This window comes from Mesorhizobium sp. Root695 (assembly GCF_001428185.1).
GTDB lineage: Bacteria > Pseudomonadota > Alphaproteobacteria > Rhizobiales > Rhizobiaceae > Mesorhizobium.
Window position 1 is genome coordinate 77,080 of sequence record NZ_LMHO01000002.1, and the last position, 15,679, is coordinate 92,758.

Below are 15,679 nucleotides of genomic sequence, written 5' to 3' on the forward strand. Positions count from 1 at the left end.
GTCGTTCCTGGTGATCCCACCCGCTGTCCGAAGGAGGCACTCCTGGCCGGCGGACTCGAGTGCATGCACACGGTCCTCATCCGATACAGCGAAAACGTCATCGGCGCGAAACATCTTAAGAACTGACTGACGCAGGCCGATTATGGCTCCGTCGGTGCCGCTTGCGATAGTCGCCGGGGCTCACGCCTATGATCCGGGTAAACACTTTGCGGAACGAAGCCGGATCGACATAGCCTACGTCGAAGGCAATCTGGCTGACGTTTACGGTTGTTCCCTCAAGCTTTTCTCGCGCCGCGTCGACCCTGAGGCGCTGGCTGTACTCGTTGGGTCGAAACCCTGTGGCTTTGTGGAAACGGCGGACGAACGTGCGCATTTCCAAGTGAGCCCAGCCCGCCATGTCGCTGATGCTGACACCATGCGGGCCTTGCAGATGAAGCCGGTCCTGCGCGAGCGAGACGGCCAGGTCGCCGTGATTCAGTTCAGGTGAGAAAATCCTGTACAGGCGCTGTTGGCGACCTGGCGGATCAATCATCATGTAGCGTGCCGTCTCCAACATCGCCGCTCGCCCAAGAAGCCGATCAACGACGATGAGGGCAAGGTCCGCCCAGGCCAACATGCCACCGCCGGTGATCAGATCGCCGTCATCGATGATCAACTGATCGGCATCGACGTCGATACTCGGAAAGCTGTGTGCCAGTTGCCGTGCGCAAGCCCAGTGCGTGGTCGCCTGCCTTCCATCGAGCAGACCGGACTGAGCTAGCAGAAAGACGCCGCCACAGGTTGCGGCCACCGTTACGCCAGCGTTGTGGCGGTCGCGCAGCCATGCACTGGCGGCCAAGTCCTCCTCCATGCTCTCGACGACGGTGCGGAGCGGCGGCACGATAATGATACTGGGCTCGCCTGTTGCCCCTGACTGGTCGACGCGCTCCAGACCGCAGGCGGTTTCAGAAAACAGGCTCACCCGAAACAGCGGCGCGGCGCTTCCTGATCGGACACGCGCAAGCCTTTCGGCGATCTGGAACAGATCATTCAGGCCATGGACCACGCTGAGCATAGACAGCTTGCGGACCAGTATCCCGATCTCGGGCAGGTCAGCCGTAACGCTCATTGTCTCTAATGCCACTGCAATTTGTCCGATCTGCCGATCACGCCCGCCCGAGCGATTGTTCTATCTCATCGGATGCCGGCGTTGATGCCGACATCCATCTTTCGGAGCGAGCACATGCCAACGACCACAAACCAAGAAACCAGCGGGCGCGGAGGCATCTCGCGACGCGACGTGCTTGTCGGGGCGGCCGCCGTCACAGGAATTGCCCTGGCGCAGCCTGCCTTTGCCGCCACCACCGGAACGGCCAAAATCCCCAACCAAGGAGAGACGACAATGAGCACTATCACAGTCAAGGACGGCACAGAAATCTTTTACAAGGCCTGGGGCGAAGGCCAGCCGATCGTATTCCATCACGGCTGGCCGCTTAGCGGCGACGACTGGGATACGCAGATGATGTTCTTCTCGGCCAACGGCTACCGGGTGGTCGCGCATGATCGCCGCGGCCACGGCCGGTCGAGCCCGAGTGCCACAGGCAACGAGATGGACACCTATGCGGCCGACGTCGCCGCGGTCACGGAACACCTTGGTCTGCGGGATGCGATCCACGTCGGCCATTCAACCGGCGGCGGCGAATTGATCCGCTATGTCGCTAAGTACGGTAGCGGTGGCCGGGTCGCCAAGGCAGTGACGATCGGTGCGATCCCGCCGCTGTTCGTCAAGTCGGCAAAGAATCCGAACGGTGTCCCCCCGGAAGTGATCGACGGCATTCGGGCCGCCGTCGCCGCTGATCGCGCGGGATTCTATCGCGATTTCCCGGCCGGGCCATTCTATGGCTTCAACCGACCCGGCGCGACGCCGTCGCAGGGTGTCATCGACAACTGGTTCCGACAGGCGATGGCAGGCGACATCAAGGCCCAGTACGACTGCATCACGGCCTTCAGCGAAAGCGATTTCACCGCAGACCTCAAGTCCATCGTGCAGCCCGTGCTGGTTATGCATGGTGAGGACGACCAGGTGGCGCCGATCGACACCACCTCACGCGAAGCGGTCAAGCTCTTGAAGAACGGTACGCTGAAGACCTATCCCGGATACCCGCACGGGATGGCCACGACGCACGCCGACGTGATCAATCCCGACATCCTCGCCTTCATTCGCAGCTGAGCCGCAACGCGGGCGGGAATGCTTCCCGCCCGCGTTCCCACGCATCGGTCAGTCGGGGCGCCACCTTCAAGTGGCCGCGCCGTGGTGATGCAAAGACACAGTGACCCGGACCGCAGCGCCAAACGGCCGACCGCAGACGTGGTGCGGCTTTGCACTGCCCAAGCGACAACCAACGAAGGACACTTCCATGGCTTCCACTTCCCGGCATCTCATGACCCGTCGCGGCTTCTGCCTGTGCTGCGTTGCCGCGCCCTTCGCCGCCACGGGTGGATGGCTCAGTCCCCGGGAGGCTTACGCCGAGGCCCGCGGGATCGTCAGTCTGATCAAGGACAGCGCAGCCGTTTCGCCGATCACCACGCATCGTCTGCGCGGTAACATCAGCGTCTTGGAAGGCTCAGGCGGCAACGTCGCAGTCTTCACCGGCACGGATGGCAAGCTGCTCATCGACGCCGGCATCGGCGTATCACAACGACAGATGACAAAGGCCCTCGGCGCACTTGGTAGCGAGCCCGTCACGCACCTGATCAACACGCACTGGCATTTCGACCATGCCGACGGCAATGCGTGGCTTGGCTCCGCCGGCGCTACGATCATCGCGCAGGACAACACCCGCAAACACCTGTCGCAGGTCCAGCGGGTCGAGGACTGGGACTACAATTTTCTCGCCCTTCCGCCGGACGGGCTGCCAAGCGAGGTGTTCGCCAAGACCCGTGAGCTGCAGCTCAACGGCGCATCGATCGCCCTGAAGCACTACGGATCGGCCCACACGGACAGCGACATATCCGTCACCTTTGCGGAAGCGGATATCGTCCATGTCGCGGACACTTACTGGAACGGCATTTACCCGTTCATCGACTACTCGACCGGCGGCAGCATCGACGGCATGATCGCGGCATCCGATGCCAATCTCGCGGCGACGACCGACAAGACGATCATCATCCCTGGCCACGGTCATCCGGTGAGCAACCGCGTCGAGCTTCAGAGCTTCCGCGACATGCTGGTCGCGATCCGAGACAACGTCGCAAAGTTGAAGCGCGAGGGACGATCACGGGATGAGGCCGTGTTGGCCAAGCCGACAGCTGCCTTTGATGCAAAATGGGGCCAGTTCGTCATCGATCCCGGCTTTTTCACACGCTTGGTCTACCAGGGTGTGTGAGCCTGGCAGACGCGCGCGCGCCGACGATCACAGTGCATACAGCGGGCACATCGCTCCCACAAGGATTACCTCATGAACACGTCCATACGCACACTTCATATAGACATTCCTGTCGTGCTCGCCGAGGTGAAAATGGTCTTCAGCATCAGCGCGCTCGCCTTCGAAGGCGACTTGCCGGCTTCGTTGTTCCATCTGCAACTGGTCGTCGACGATGTTGCGGATTGGGGTGCGCAATCGGATCTGGTCGCCGTCTTTCACACCAACGCCGGCCATGTCATGCTCCACGACAAGGCCTATGACGGAAACCGGAACATCACCACCGGCAACCCCTACAAGGGTCTTGTGGCTGATCTGGTGAAGCGCGGTGTCAGGGTTGAACTGTGCGGCGCTACAGCAAAGGCCCATGGCTGGGTCAACGCCGACCTGCTGCCCGACATCAAGGTCAATACCGACGCCATGGCCCGCACCGCGCAACTCGTGCAGCAAGGGTTCGTCAAGATTTCCGAATGATGCCAGGGGGCGGTCGGGACGATCCCCGCCTCGACGGCCTGCGGCATTTCAGGGACGTCGGCTGACGTTCGTTGCGCCAAGCGCCGTCACGGATCGGTGCCAACGCTGCGCGGCCGTTCGATTAAGAGAGGGCGAGCGGCTCAACATTCGTCTGAGCCGCTATCCCGAAACCATTCCCATAACCAACATCAGGAGCCAAGCGTGGCAAAAACAGTTCTCATCACCGGTTGTTCCTCAGGCTTCGGGCGGGCGTCCGCCCGAATGTTCGGCGGGCGCGGCTGGAATGTCGTCGCCACCATGCGCGATACCGCCGACGCCGGCGACCTGGCAGACAATAATGCAATCCTGGTGACCCGCCTCGACGTGGCAGATCAAAGTTCCATTGATCCGGCGATCGCCGCCGGTATTCATCGGTTCGGTGTTGTCGATGCTGTCGTCAACAATGCCGGATATGGGCTGTTCTCGATCTTCGAGGGAACGACGCGCGCAGCGATACAGCGTCAGTTTGACGTCAACCTGTTTGGGATGATGGACGTCACGCGCGCGATCCTGCCGCATTTCCGCAGCAACGGAGAAGGTACGATCATCAATGTAAGCTCCGGCGCCGGTGTTTTCGGAGCCCCGATGGCATCGATCTACAGCGCCTCCAAGTTTGCGGTGGAGGGCTTTTCGGAGGCGCTCTGGTATGAACTGGCGGCGCTCGGCATAAAGGTCAAGCTCATCGAGCCGGGCGGCGCACCTGGTACAGGCTTTATGGTGCGATCCGGCGCGGAGGGCAGTAATGTGCCGATCGATTTCGACTACTCCCCTTTTCTTGAACATATATCCCGGGTCTATGGGAGCATGGCGGGCGGTGCCGATCCTGATGCAGTCCTAGAGGTGGCAGCCGCCATCTTCGAAGCGGCCACCGACGGAACGGATCGTCTGCGTTACATCCCCACGTCCGACGTCCAGCCCATCTTCAACGCTCGCCGCCACACGTCCGAAGGGCAGTATCAAACCCTCGTTCGCAGCCTTTTCGCCATGTAAGAAAGTCAGGTAAAATCAAAATGATCACAGCGCTCTCGGTTGAGTGGACGCTGTCCGAGTATGGTACGGGCGCGCTCCTCGCCAACACGGGCGCGCTCTATCTCGAAGACTGCAACGTGCCTGCCAATAATGCCGGCGATGCAAGGCGAAAAGTGGCGATATCCATAGTCGGTCACTCCAATCAGTCGTGGAGTTGGTTGTCTCTCATTGACGACTCCGGTTTCGGTCGACGGCAGTCGGCTTTCAATCGCTAACCTGTCGTGCCTGCCCGCTTACGTCCAGTGCGACAGCCCGTGTGTGGGTATGAGTACGCTGACTGGGCATTTTGCCCGAATGTACCGATTCAGGATGGCAGCTTACCGGGAAGTGATACCTGGTACCGGACTATCGGGATTCGGCCCATATCAAGACATTCAGGGTATCGCCGGGTTCCTGTCGCAACTGGTGTTTAGTGGACCTTCAAATCTCTCGAACGGCTGCCAAGTTGCCCACCCCCCATTAACCATTCGTTAACCATTCCCTCGCTAGCGTTTACCTCTCAGTAAGGATTCGCCAGCCGTGACCTTTGCCGCTCCCCTCGAGGCCAAATCCATCCGCTTTCGCGCCCGTTCTTTCGTCGCCTTCACGCTGACGCCGGAGGCGCCTTTGGACGTGTGGTTGGAGGGGCTCGATCACTGGATCGGCAACTCGCCGGGCTATTTTGCCGGCCGCCCGGTGGTGCTTGATCTCAACACCTTGAAGCCCGATGTCGCCGCGATCGAATCGCTGGTCGATGTGCTTGGCCATCGCGGCATCCGCATCTACGCCATCGAGCTCGACGGCCACACCGCGCTCGAGCCCAACCTGCCGCCGGTGCTGGTCGGCGCCAAGGAGGCGACGACGGATGGCCTGCTGCCCGGCCGCAAGGCGCGGGATTCGGGCACATCAGAGGGCAAGGCCGAGGGCCGGGCGCCTGAAGCCATCGCGGCCAATGTCGGCGAAGGCAAGGCTGGCGCAAGCAAGGTGGACGAAAGCGAGCCGCAGGTTGCGCCGGAAGCTTCGGGCACGCTGATGATCAAGGCGCCGATCCGCTCCGGCCAGGCGATCGTGCATCCGCATGGCGATGTCATCGTGCTGGGCTCGGTCGCGTCCGGTTCGGAGATCATCGCGGCGGGTTCGATCCATGTCTACGGCACGCTGCGCGGGCGCGCTTCGGCGGGTGCGCTGGGCAACAAGGGCGCGCGCATCTTCTGCCGCAAGAACGAGGCGGAGCTTCTGGCGGTCGACGGCTGGTATGTGACCGCCGAGGAGATGGAAGGTGTTTCGCGCGGCAAGCCGGTGCAGGCGTTTCTCGACGGCGAGAGCCTGCGGGTTTCGCCGCTGAGCTGACATTCGATATTGGGGCGGCCGGGCCGCCCGCCAAGAACAACAAATGAACAACAACGGAGGCTTTTCAATGGGCAAGGTAGTGGTGGTCACCTCGGGCAAGGGGGGCGTCGGCAAGACGACCTCGACGGCGGCCCTTGGGGCCGCGGTCGCCAAGACCGGCAAGAAGGTGGCGCTTGTCGATTTCGACGTCGGCCTGCGCAACCTCGACCTGATCATGGGCGCCGAACGCCGCGTGGTGTTCGACCTCGTCAACGTCATCCAGGGCTCGGCGAAACTCTCGCAGGCGCTGATCCGCGACAAGCGGGTGGAGACGCTGTTCCTGCTGCCGGCCTCGCAGACGCGCGACAAGGATGCACTGACCGAGGAGGGCGTCGGCGAAGTCATCGACAAGCTGCGCTCGGTGTTCGACTACGTGTTCTGCGACAGCCCGGCCGGCATCGAGCGCGGCGCGCAGCTCGCCATGCGCTTTGCCGACGAGGCGGTCATCGTCACCAATCCGGAAGTGAGCTCGGTGCGCGATTCCGATCGCATCATCGGCCTGCTCGACGCCCGCACCATGAAGGCGGAGCAGGGCGAGCAGATCGCCAAGCATGTGCTGGTCACGCGCTATGACGCGGCGCGCGCCTCGCGCGGCGAAATGCTGTCCATCGACGACGTGCTGGAAATCCTGTCGGTGCCGCTGCTCGGCATCATCCCCGAGAGCCAGGATGTGCTGCGCGCCTCCAACCTCGGTTCGCCGGTGACGCTGTCGGAGCCGCTCAACGCTGCCGCGCGCGCCTATCTCGACGCCGCCAGGCGGCTGGAGGGCGAGGAATTGCCTGTCATCGTGCCCTTCGAACGCAAGGGCTTCCTCGATCGTCTTTTGGGAAGGAGGGCGGCATGAGCCTGCTCGACATCTTCAAGCGGCGCTCCAGCGCGCCGGTGGCGCGCGAGCGGCTGCAAGTGCTGCTCGCCTATGAGCGCCGCAACCGCAGCCAGCCCGACCTCGTCTCCATCCTGCGCGAGGAGATCATGGCCGTCATCGCCAAGCATGTGCAGATCGACCAGGATTACCTGCAGGTCTCGATGGACCGCGGCGAGACCATGTCGACGCTGGAAATCGACATCCAGATCCCCAACAAGAGCGCCGTGCCGCTGGCCATGGCGGGGTGACTTCTTACCCTCCCCCTTGTGGGGAGGGCCAATCCGCAGAGCGGATCGGGGTGAGGGCAGCGCTGCGCCAGAAGACTTGGATTCCTCTCCCCTACTTCCGAGGGGCGAGAACAGGCTTTCCACGGGTCGCGGCATCGGTTGCTCACCGCGTCCACCCCCAAATGTGCCAACCCAACCTCCCCCAACGGATAGCTTCCCCTACGCAATCAGTGGATATAAGGGTACATTAGTAATCCGTTAAATTCCCAGGTATTGGTAAGGGGAGTTGGGTCATGAACTTCAGAGGCTTGATCAAGCGTGCTGAAGAGGTAGACAAAGCAGTTCAGGACCTGCAGTTTGAGTTGGCGGATCAGGACCTGCAGATCGAATTGGCGGACGCGCTGGGGGCAAGTCTCGACGCCGAGGATCTGGCTTCGCCAAAGAGCGATGACATCCCGGGTTCCGCCGCAGGACCTGACGACTCGCCAGCCGAGGCCAATGCGGAAAATGGGGATGGTGCGAAGAATGCAGGCAGTGCCGACGATACGGTCAGTTCCGAAACCGCGCCACGGCTGACGCCCCATACCCAGACCCGGCTGGCAGCGTTGAGTGCCTTTGAAGGGCTCTTCCACGACGCCAGGGATTATCTGGACGAGATCAACGGCAAGCTGTCGGAGATCGCGACCTCGCACCACCTGACGCGCGAGTTCCTCAACATCCTGCACAACGACATTCTTCGCGCCAACGAGCTGGAGCTTGCCAATGCGGGCCTCGGCGCGGAACAAAGAACGCTGTCGGAAAAGCTGCAGGACGCGGTGAGAAAGCTGCGCGAGCGCGAAGGCGCTGTCGAAGCGCTGCAACAGCGCGAGACAAACCTGGTCCAGGACAGGGAGGCGCTTCGTGCAGCACTTGCCGCGGTCAGGCTGGAACTCGTGGAGACAGCCAATGCGAGCGCAAAACGCGACGCGGAGTTCGGCGACATCGCCAAGCGGCTGACTGGTAGAACGGTCGAGGCCAACAGGCGCTTGCGCGAGAGCAAGATGCTGCGCGAAAAGCATGTCAGCCTGTCCATCGAACTCGACAAGGCGCTGAAGCGGGAATCCCAGGCGCGCCACAGGCTCGACGAGCTCTCGACGATCCATGCCAGCGAAGCAGCGCGGCTTGCGGACCTGCTGGCCGCGCTCGGCAAGAGCGAGAAAGAGCAGATGCGGCTGCAGAAGTCGCTCGAGGCCGCGCAGGCGAAGCTGTCGGAAATGAACGAGGCGACCCGCATGACGGAAGGCGACAGGGAAGCCGAGCTGGCTCGCAGCCAGGCGGAAATGCGCGGGTTGCGTTCGGAGATCGAGGACCTGCGATCGCGACTGGAGCAGTCCGCGAACGAGAACAGCGAGGCCGCCAGCGAAATCGCCAGGCTCAAGGCTGAATTGAACGACACGCTGGCTGAGAAGAAAATCGCCGACGAAAGATTGTCCGCTCTCACCCATGAGAACGAAAACGACAGGATGAGCCTTTCGAAAGCGAACGCCGATCTTTCACAGCTCACGCTGCAACAGGCATCGGAACAGATACAGCTCGATGTCCAGAGGCAGGAATGCGACGACCTCAGGGCCGAAATCGTGTCATTGAATGCGCGGGTCAAGGAATTGCTGCCCTACGAGCGGCTGCACAAGGCCACCAACGGTAGACCGCGCGAGGACGGGGTGGTCGAGATAGCGGCGGTGATGGCGAAGAAAGCACGGGCAACGGGCAGGCGACGCATCCGCAGGAATGTCAGCGCCGCTTCGTAGCTCGCTTCGCAGGCTCTCCACGTCGTCGCGGAGAACCCGCGAAGGAGGCCGGCACCGCATCCGGAGAGTAAACCGATGGGCACCGGCCAAGGCGGATCGACAGGTCCGCCGCGAGAGGCAAGGTAGCGGGCCTGGGCACCGCATGGCATTGGTGCGATCACGGAAGGTGCCAGCGGCAATTCCCTGGCCTCTTGATCCATGCGCTTTTGGGCACATGCATCAGTCGAGCGGCTCGTGCTGGTAAAGCTCGTCCATGCTGAGCGATGCCAGGGCGCCGAAAGGTGCCTGCTTTTTCACCCGGCCGCCGCTCAGGATCACCACGTCGTCGCAGAACGAGATGGTGCTGTGATGATGACTGATGACGATGGTCGTGCGGCGGCCGGCTCTCGACTTCAGGGTCTCGACGATCGCGGCTTCCGACAGCCCGTCCACCGCATTGGTGGCTTCGTCGAGGATGAGGAGATCGGGATCGCGCACCAGGGCCCTGGCCAAGGCGATCCGCTGCCTCTGTCCCGCCGACAGATTGATCCCCCTGTAGCCAACCAGCGTCTCGTAACCCCGAGGCAACCGCTCGATGAATTCATGCGCTTCGGCCAGTCTTGCGGCGCCCTCGGCGTCGCTGGCGGTCGCCGCGTCCTGGCCGTAGGTTATGTTTTCAAAAATGGTGCCATCGACCAGTTCCAGCTCCTGGCTGGCCAGGGCGATGTGCCGTCGCCACTGGCTGGCATCGATCCCGTCGAGCGGTGATCCATCGACGAGAATCCTGCCGGTATCCGGTTCCACAAAGCGGCACAGGAGATTGACGATCGTCGTCTTGCCGGCGCCTGAGCGGCCGATCAGCGCGGTCGAGCGGCCACTGCCGATGTCGAACGTCGCCGCATGCAGCACCACTTCACGCCGGTCCGTGCCGGAATAGGTGAACGTCACATCCTCGAACTTGATGCCCTGGCGCAGACCGTGGAACGGGCCGTCGCCTCGCGGCGGTTGTGGCTTGCCGGCGGGATCCAGCAGCCATGTCACTTCTTCGAGCGATCCGCTCAGGCCTTGCAGCTGGCTCCACGACCCTTGCAGGGCCCGCATATGCGGCTGCAGCCTGTAGAGCAGTATGACGAACGCGATGATCAGCGGGAAACTCACCTGCGCCAGCCAGGCGCCGATCACCACCGCCAGGAACAGCATGGCATGGAGAACCTCCGTCAGCGGCGGCAGCGCTCCCTGGCGCACGAGCAGGCCGAAAGAGGCGCGGCGAACCGCATCGGATGCCGCATCGAATATCGCCTTCTCCCGGTTCTCCTGTCCGAAGATGCGGATCAGCCGTCCGGCATGCACAAGGTGGAGCATCTGCGAGGCGAGGTGGCCGTTGCGGGAGGCGACGCTGCGGCTGGGCTCCTTCAGATTGGCCGAGAGGATGGCGTGCGCGATCTGGACGAGCGCCAGTCCGAGCGTGACCAGCAGCGTCATGCGCCATGAAAGCAGCAGCAGGAAAGCCAAGAGGATTATGGCGGCCGATGCGCTGACGATGGCCGACAGCATGATCTGGATCGCATCGGACGCCCGCCAGGATTCGTTGGAGATGATGTTGAGCAGGCGTCCCGGACTCTGCCGCAGGAAGAACGGGTAGCCGACCCGCAAAAGCTGCTCCGACAAGGCGCTGCGGATCGAATGACTTGCCTTGCCGGAGATGAAGGTGGTCAGCAGCGTGTTGGCGAAGGCGAAGACGTTCTTCAGGACGATCGAGCCGAGGATAGCGAGCGAGATGACGACAAGCCGGTCGCGCTCGCTCAGGCCCGATCCGACATGCTGGAGGACAGCGGAGAAGCCGGCCATGCCCGCCGCATCCCCGTGTCCCATGATGATGCCCAGCAACGGGATGATCAGGCCGATGCCGAACCCTTCGAGGACGGCGCTGGCCAGACCGAGAAACACGACGGCCGGAAGCAGGCGCAGTTGCCGCTTTCCGAACGCCCGGAACAGCATCGGCAGGCTTGGTGGTAGCAATGGCATTATAGCGTTTCACCTCGCCTGGGCATTGGCTTGCTGATCTTGCCGCACCGGCTCGGCCTGCGGCCGTCGCGCCAGCAGGAGAACCGCGAACCTGGCCGCGCCGAGCAAATTCATGGCGATGATCGGCCAGTGCGACAGGTTGAGTTCACGATCGAACGCAGGCCCACCCGCGAACTCCCGGAAAGCCCCTCTTGCGGCCCAGTAGAAATGGCGAAGCAGCCAGGGCGCATGGCGAACATGCTTCAGGCAGAGTCCGCCATTGCCCAGGCTGTAGTCGCGGTGGAGCTTTTCGATGGCTTTGCGATCCCGCCTTCCGTGATGATGGAATATCGTCATGTCGGGCACATACTCGACCGGGATACCGAGCAGCATCGCCCGCACGAGGTAATCGGTATCCTCGGCCGACCGCAATGGTCCGCCGGCGCCGAAGCGTTCGTCGAAATAGCCGATGCGGGCCGCGACATCGCGGTGCATCGTCATGTTGCAGCCCAGCACAAAACCGCCGGGATGGACATCCGGTGTCAGCCGCTCGCGCACCCGCGAGCGCTTGATGGTGAACGGCAAATCCCTGGGATCGCCAAGCTCGACGCGGCCTCCCCGGATGAGCCACCGTTCCCCCGACGCATAGTGTCGCTCCAGGTCGCGCAGATAGTCGCAATGGACCGCGCAATCATCATCGACGAAGACCAGCACACGGCCGCGCGCGCGCCTCAGCCCGGCGTTGCGGGCAGCCGCCAATCCGGGGCGCGGCTCGCAAACGGGCGTGAATGGAATGTCCGACATTGCGGCGATGCTGGCCAGGCGTTCGGCCGTGCGGTCGCTCGAACCGTTGTCGACGACCACGAGTTCGGCCGCGAAGCCGGCATGGGCGCGGCACGCGGCCTGCACCGACTTGATGCAGGCATCGAGCACGGCGACGCGGTTGCGCGTGCATATGATGAAGCTGACTTCCGGCGCCGATCGTTCCGGCCGGGGACCGGCCGGGGCAGGGCCAAGCGCCGTCGAACGATCGCGCCGCAGAGGTTGGTGGGCTTTGACGGTCATCCCTCAGCCCGCCTGATAAAGTGCCAGAACCGCCGCGGCGGGAGCGGATTTGAAGAAATATGCCATGGCGTCCGCTTGCCTGCTGGCCGACAGCGAGGCAAGGCTGAGCCAGGGCGCCCAGGCGCCGGGCCGCAGCGCATATTGCTCGCGGCGCCGGATAACGTTCCACTTCGCGGTCCGCGTCAGCAATTCATGCGTCAGCGGGGGCTGCTTTTCGTCGGCGACGAGCTGGTAGAGGAAATAGAACAGGTTCAGCGCGCCGGCCTCGAAGCTCGGCCGTATCGCGGCCGGCAGCGAGGAAATCTCCTCCTCCAGCGCGACGATGAAGTGGGCCGCACGGACAACAGTGTCGTGGCTGACCGCATCGCCAATGTCGCGCAGGTCCCGCGTGGCTTGCGCCAGGCCCTCGCGCTCGAGGTTCTCGGCCACGATCCGCAAATGCGTCCTGCGCATCTCCTTGACGTGCCGGCTGGTCACGCTTGCCTGATGGACGCGGTAGACGACCAGGTTTTCGGGCATCATGGCTGCCGGGTAACGGCCGGCCAGCCGCCTGAAAAGATCGAAATCCTCGGCGTGCCTGTAGGTCTGGTCGTATTGGAGAACGCCGTCGTCGATGACCTTCCTGTTGTAGACGACCGTCGGGTGCATGAAGATCGTGAAGAACATCGCCAGTATGGGGATGCGGCCGAACTGGAACACCGGATCGGGCTTGCCCGTGGCGATGCGGCCGCGGATCAACATGTCGACGCCGGCGCCGCAGAAGCCGAGCCCGGGCCGCCGCTCAAACAGCGCCACCTGGCGCGACAATCGCCAGGGATAGGCGACGTCGTCGGCGTCCATCCGCGCGACCAACTCGCCCCGGGCGACCGCAAGCCCTTCGTTGAGCGTCGCGACGAGGCCACGGTTTTCGCGCGAGATGATCGAGACGCGGCTGTCGGCCTGCCGGTAGCGCTCGAGGATCTCAAGCGAATTGTCGGTCGACCCGTCGTCGATCGCGATGATCTCCAGGCGGCCGTAATCCTGCCGCAGGATGCTTCCCAGTGCGGCGGCGAGATAGGGCCCGGCATTGTAGACCGGCAACAGGACGGAGACGAGCGGCGCGGCGGTCATCGTCTTGCATCCGTTCGCTGGAGGTCGAGCGATGGCGTGCGGCCGTCGGGCGATCCGCCGGGATAGGCATCCGCTGGCCTCGCGAACCAGCCGGCATGGCCGGCCTGCGCGGCACTGGCGCGCGCGACATAGGGGAAGTGACGCTTCAGACTGTTGAGCGGCCTTTCGAAAACCACCCAGGAAATCGATGCCGCGACAATCGTGGCGGCGCCCGCAATCAGGAACCGCCCCGGCCCTTGCTCCGAGACATTGAGCGGGATCCAGGGCTGCCACTTGACGGCAAGCGACAGCAATATCGGATGGTAGAGATAAACGCCGTAGCTGATGCGACCGAGACCAAGCAGCGGTGGCAGGTCAAGAAGCTTGCCGATTGTGCCGCCAAGGCCGCGCGAACAGGCGGCGACGATGACCATCAGCGGTACCAGGGGCAGGACTTGCCGCACCAGCCAATGGGCCCATTCCAGCATCGGATCGGCAGGCGCCGGGACAAACCATTCGATCATCAGGAATGCAGCCGCGAAGACAGGCCAACCGAGCCGCATCCAGTGCGGCAGGGCCGCACCCCTGGACCGCCAGCAGGCAAGCAGCGCGCCCGTCGCCAGCGCATCCATGGATGCCGGCGGCAGCAGGTCGCGCGCCAGCGCCGGGGTGGCGGTGAGCGGCCAGTAAAAGCGATAGGCCAGCGACAGCGCGATGACGCCTATGCAGATCTGTTCGAAGCGCCGGCGTGGGGCCAAAAGGACGACCAGTGGCCAGGCAAGATAGAACTGCTCCTCGATGCTCAGGCTCCAGAAATGGCATAGGACCCAAGGGCTCCAGTCATTGCGCAGCGCATACCAGAAATTCGACAGGTAAAGCGCATGCCAGAGCAGCGATCCCCTGGACTGCTCCAGATCGACCAGCCAGACGAAACCCAGCACGGCAAAATACGGCGGGAATATCCGCAGCGCCCGCCTGATGTAGAAGGATCGCAGCGCGGGGCCGGTTTCAAATTCGGCGGCCGAACGCGCTTCCAGGAGCAGGCGCGTGATCAGGAAGCCGCTCAGCACGAAGAACAGCCGCACGCCTATATGACCCCAGAAGGAAGATCCCCCCGCCGCGAAGAAATGGGAGTACATCACCATCGTCACGGCGATGGCCCTCAGTGCATCCAGTTGGATGTCGCGGGCGTTTCTCATCAGCGGCTTCCGCCGGCATTGCGCCAGCCGGCCGTCTCGAGCGGCAGGCCAAGGCGGACGAGACCCGCCAGGGCGCCGTCAAACCCGCGCTTTGCGAGTCCGATCGGGCCGGGCTCGAAATCGACGAACGGACAGCTCAAGCTGGTCAATCTGGCGGGATCCTCCACGGCGTATGTCCAGTCGCAAACGAGTCCCCCAGGTGATCGTTCTGCTATGGCATTGTGCAGTGCAACACAAAAAATCTACCCGGCTGAAATACTTATGTGAGCGAGCGCTAAAATTTGACAGAACCGGCCGGTTCTCGCGATTCGTGGCGATTTTCCCCAGAAATTAAACCCTATGGTTTAATTTGTGCCGATATTCCCGCCTCGGTTGATTGGGGAGCTCTCTTGGCTCTAGAGCCTAGTTCTCTGTTAAATAATAGGAAATTGCGGAATCTATATTTTGGCTATATGGATTCGGTCCCGGCTTCGCGGAGAAATGAGTTGGAATCATTGGCTTTGCGCGGTGCAGCATGCTCGCCGTTCTTTTGTCGGTTGGCGCACGCAACGCCGGTCACCGGCTGAGCGGCCTCTGCCGTGGGCACACCGCCTTGAACACCACCGTCTGCTCCAGCCCGCCGCACCTTCGGTTTTCCAGCGTCACCGTGCCGCGTAGCGCTCGATGATTTCCTTGGCTATGGCGACGCCGAGGCTAGCGCCCGGCAGGATGAGGGGGCGACGCAGCGAGTTCACGCGTGGCTCTCCACCGTGTCGACGCGCGTGGTGAACTGGTAGCCGCCGTTGCGCGCCGTCTTGAACAGCCGCCGTCGCCGGTGTCGGCGAATTTGCGGCGCAGCCGGCTCACCAGCACATCGACCGAAAGTTCGAGCGGGTCGCGCTCGCGGCCTTGCGTCAGGTCGAGAAGCTGGTCGCGCGACAAAAGCCTGCCGGGACGGTCGAGAAACACCTGCAAAAGATCGGACTCGGCGCCGGTGAGGTCGACGGCCACGCCTTAAGCGTCCATCACCTTGCGGGTGGCCGGCTCCACCTGTAACTGGCAAAGCGAGATGCGGCGCGGGGCGGCGCAGGCAGGTCGCCAAGGCGCGGCGCGATCAATATTTCATCGCCTACCGGTCTTCGGTGCTGACGGCGCTGGAGGATGTGGAGAATGC

At 63.0% G+C, this 15,679-nt stretch carries 15 protein-coding genes and 1 pseudogene; 9 read left to right on the forward strand and 7 right to left on the reverse strand.

The features are described 5' to 3' along the window. Positions 1 to 115: 115 nt before the first annotated feature. Positions 116 to 1,108, reverse strand: a complete 993-nt coding sequence (locus tag ASD99_RS03445; RefSeq protein WP_056591706.1) for a GlxA family transcriptional regulator — start codon at positions 1,106 to 1,108, stop codon at positions 116 to 118. A 114-nt stretch (positions 1,109 to 1,222) separates the two neighbouring features. Between ASD99_RS03445 and ASD99_RS03450 the strand changes: the two genes are divergently transcribed. From ASD99_RS03450 to ASD99_RS03490, 9 genes are all read left to right on the forward strand, one after another. Then, positions 1,223 to 2,209 carry an alpha/beta fold hydrolase gene (locus ASD99_RS03450; RefSeq protein WP_057142815.1) on the forward strand — a complete coding sequence of 329 codons (987 nt, stop codon included), beginning with the start codon at positions 1,223 to 1,225 and terminating at the stop codon, positions 2,207 to 2,209. A gap of 187 nt (positions 2,210 to 2,396) precedes the next feature. Beyond that, the gene (locus ASD99_RS03455) at positions 2,397 to 3,365 is read left to right on the forward strand and encodes an MBL fold metallo-hydrolase (protein WP_057142746.1); all 969 of its coding nucleotides are present in this window, start codon (positions 2,397 to 2,399) and stop codon (positions 3,363 to 3,365) included. 72 nt (positions 3,366 to 3,437) lie between these two features. Continuing rightward, positions 3,438 to 3,875, forward strand: a complete 438-nt coding sequence (locus ASD99_RS03460) for a DsrE family protein (protein WP_056591714.1) — start codon at positions 3,438 to 3,440, stop codon at positions 3,873 to 3,875. Positions 3,876 to 4,076: 201 nt separating this feature from the next. Then, a complete protein-coding gene (locus tag ASD99_RS03465) occupies positions 4,077 to 4,904 on the forward strand; it encodes an SDR family oxidoreductase (RefSeq protein WP_057142747.1) in 828 nt (275 codons plus the stop codon). 20 nt (positions 4,905 to 4,924) lie between these two features. Further along, a complete protein-coding gene (locus ASD99_RS03470; protein WP_056591720.1) occupies positions 4,925 to 5,158 on the forward strand; it encodes a hypothetical protein in 234 nt (77 codons plus the stop codon). 304 nt (positions 5,159 to 5,462) lie between these two features. Further along, positions 5,463 to 6,272, forward strand: coding sequence for a septum site-determining protein MinC (minC, locus tag ASD99_RS03475; protein WP_057142748.1), 810 nt, complete (start codon positions 5,463 to 5,465; stop codon positions 6,270 to 6,272). 67 nt (positions 6,273 to 6,339) lie between these two features. Further along, positions 6,340 to 7,155, forward strand: coding sequence for a septum site-determining protein MinD (minD, locus tag ASD99_RS03480; protein ID WP_057142816.1), 816 nt, complete (start codon positions 6,340 to 6,342; stop codon positions 7,153 to 7,155). Continuing rightward, positions 7,152 to 7,424 (forward strand): cell division topological specificity factor MinE, encoded by a 273-nt coding sequence (gene minE, locus ASD99_RS03485; protein WP_056591728.1) that lies wholly within the window; start codon positions 7,152 to 7,154, stop codon positions 7,422 to 7,424. Before minD ends, minE begins: the two co-directional genes overlap by 4 nt. A gap of 272 nt (positions 7,425 to 7,696) precedes the next feature. Continuing rightward, the gene (locus tag ASD99_RS03490) at positions 7,697 to 9,190 is read left to right on the forward strand and encodes a hypothetical protein (RefSeq protein ID WP_057142749.1); all 1,494 of its coding nucleotides are present in this window, start codon (positions 7,697 to 7,699) and stop codon (positions 9,188 to 9,190) included. Between the two features lie 219 nt (positions 9,191 to 9,409). On the opposite strand, the gene ASD99_RS03495 is transcribed toward ASD99_RS03490, so the two are convergent. From ASD99_RS03495 to ASD99_RS35075, 6 genes and pseudogenes are all read right to left on the reverse strand, one after another. Next, on the reverse strand, positions 9,410 to 11,194 hold the full coding sequence (locus ASD99_RS03495; protein ID WP_057142750.1) for an ABC transporter ATP-binding protein: 1,785 nt from the start codon (positions 11,192 to 11,194) through the stop codon (positions 9,410 to 9,412). Positions 11,195 to 11,203: 9 nt separating this feature from the next. Continuing rightward, the gene (locus ASD99_RS03500) at positions 11,204 to 12,238 is read right to left on the reverse strand and encodes a glycosyltransferase family 2 protein (RefSeq protein WP_057142751.1); all 1,035 of its coding nucleotides are present in this window, start codon (positions 12,236 to 12,238) and stop codon (positions 11,204 to 11,206) included. A 3-nt stretch (positions 12,239 to 12,241) separates the two neighbouring features. Next, on the reverse strand, positions 12,242 to 13,348 hold the full coding sequence (locus tag ASD99_RS03505) for a glycosyltransferase family 2 protein (protein ID WP_057142752.1): 1,107 nt from the start codon (positions 13,346 to 13,348) through the stop codon (positions 12,242 to 12,244). Then, a complete protein-coding gene (locus tag ASD99_RS03510; RefSeq protein ID WP_057142753.1) occupies positions 13,345 to 14,526 on the reverse strand; it encodes an acyltransferase family protein in 1,182 nt (393 codons plus the stop codon). The genes ASD99_RS03505 and ASD99_RS03510 overlap by 4 nt, the downstream gene beginning before the upstream one ends. Continuing rightward, positions 14,526 to 14,675, reverse strand: a complete 150-nt coding sequence (locus tag ASD99_RS33095; RefSeq protein ID WP_156388919.1) for a hypothetical protein — start codon at positions 14,673 to 14,675, stop codon at positions 14,526 to 14,528. The genes ASD99_RS03510 and ASD99_RS33095 overlap by 1 nt, the downstream gene beginning before the upstream one ends. 581 nt (positions 14,676 to 15,256) lie before the next feature. Continuing rightward, positions 15,257 to 15,602, reverse strand: a pseudogene (locus ASD99_RS35075) (helix-turn-helix domain-containing protein); the annotation flags it as partial. Between the last annotated feature and the right edge of the window lie 77 nt (positions 15,603 to 15,679).

Excerpts from the sequence above, each read along its gene's own strand:
- ASD99_RS03470 (WP_056591720.1), top strand. The coding sequence starts at position 4,925 with ATGATCACAGCGCTCTCGGTTGAGTGGACGCTGTCCGAGTATGGTACG.
- ASD99_RS03495 (WP_057142750.1), bottom strand. The coding sequence starts at position 11,194 with ATGCCATTGCTACCACCAAGCCTGCCGATGCTGTTCCGGGCGTTCGGA.
- ASD99_RS03490 (WP_057142749.1), top strand. The coding sequence starts at position 7,697 with ATGAACTTCAGAGGCTTGATCAAGCGTGCTGAAGAGGTAGACAAAGCA.
- ASD99_RS03445 (WP_056591706.1), bottom strand. The coding sequence starts at position 1,108 with ATGAGCGTTACGGCTGACCTGCCCGAGATCGGGATACTGGTCCGCAAG.
- ASD99_RS03505 (WP_057142752.1), bottom strand. The coding sequence starts at position 13,348 with ATGACCGCCGCGCCGCTCGTCTCCGTCCTGTTGCCGGTCTACAATGCC.
- ASD99_RS03450 (WP_057142815.1), top strand. The coding sequence starts at position 1,223 with ATGCCAACGACCACAAACCAAGAAACCAGCGGGCGCGGAGGCATCTCG.
- ASD99_RS03460 (WP_056591714.1), top strand. The coding sequence starts at position 3,438 with ATGAACACGTCCATACGCACACTTCATATAGACATTCCTGTCGTGCTC.
- ASD99_RS03510 (WP_057142753.1), bottom strand. The coding sequence starts at position 14,526 with ATGAGAAACGCCCGCGACATCCAACTGGATGCACTGAGGGCCATCGCC.
- ASD99_RS03455 (WP_057142746.1), top strand. The coding sequence starts at position 2,397 with ATGGCTTCCACTTCCCGGCATCTCATGACCCGTCGCGGCTTCTGCCTG.
- minE (WP_056591728.1), top strand. The coding sequence starts at position 7,152 with ATGAGCCTGCTCGACATCTTCAAGCGGCGCTCCAGCGCGCCGGTGGCG.
- minD (WP_057142816.1), top strand. The coding sequence starts at position 6,340 with ATGGGCAAGGTAGTGGTGGTCACCTCGGGCAAGGGGGGCGTCGGCAAG.
- ASD99_RS03500 (WP_057142751.1), bottom strand. The coding sequence starts at position 12,238 with ATGACCGTCAAAGCCCACCAACCTCTGCGGCGCGATCGTTCGACGGCG.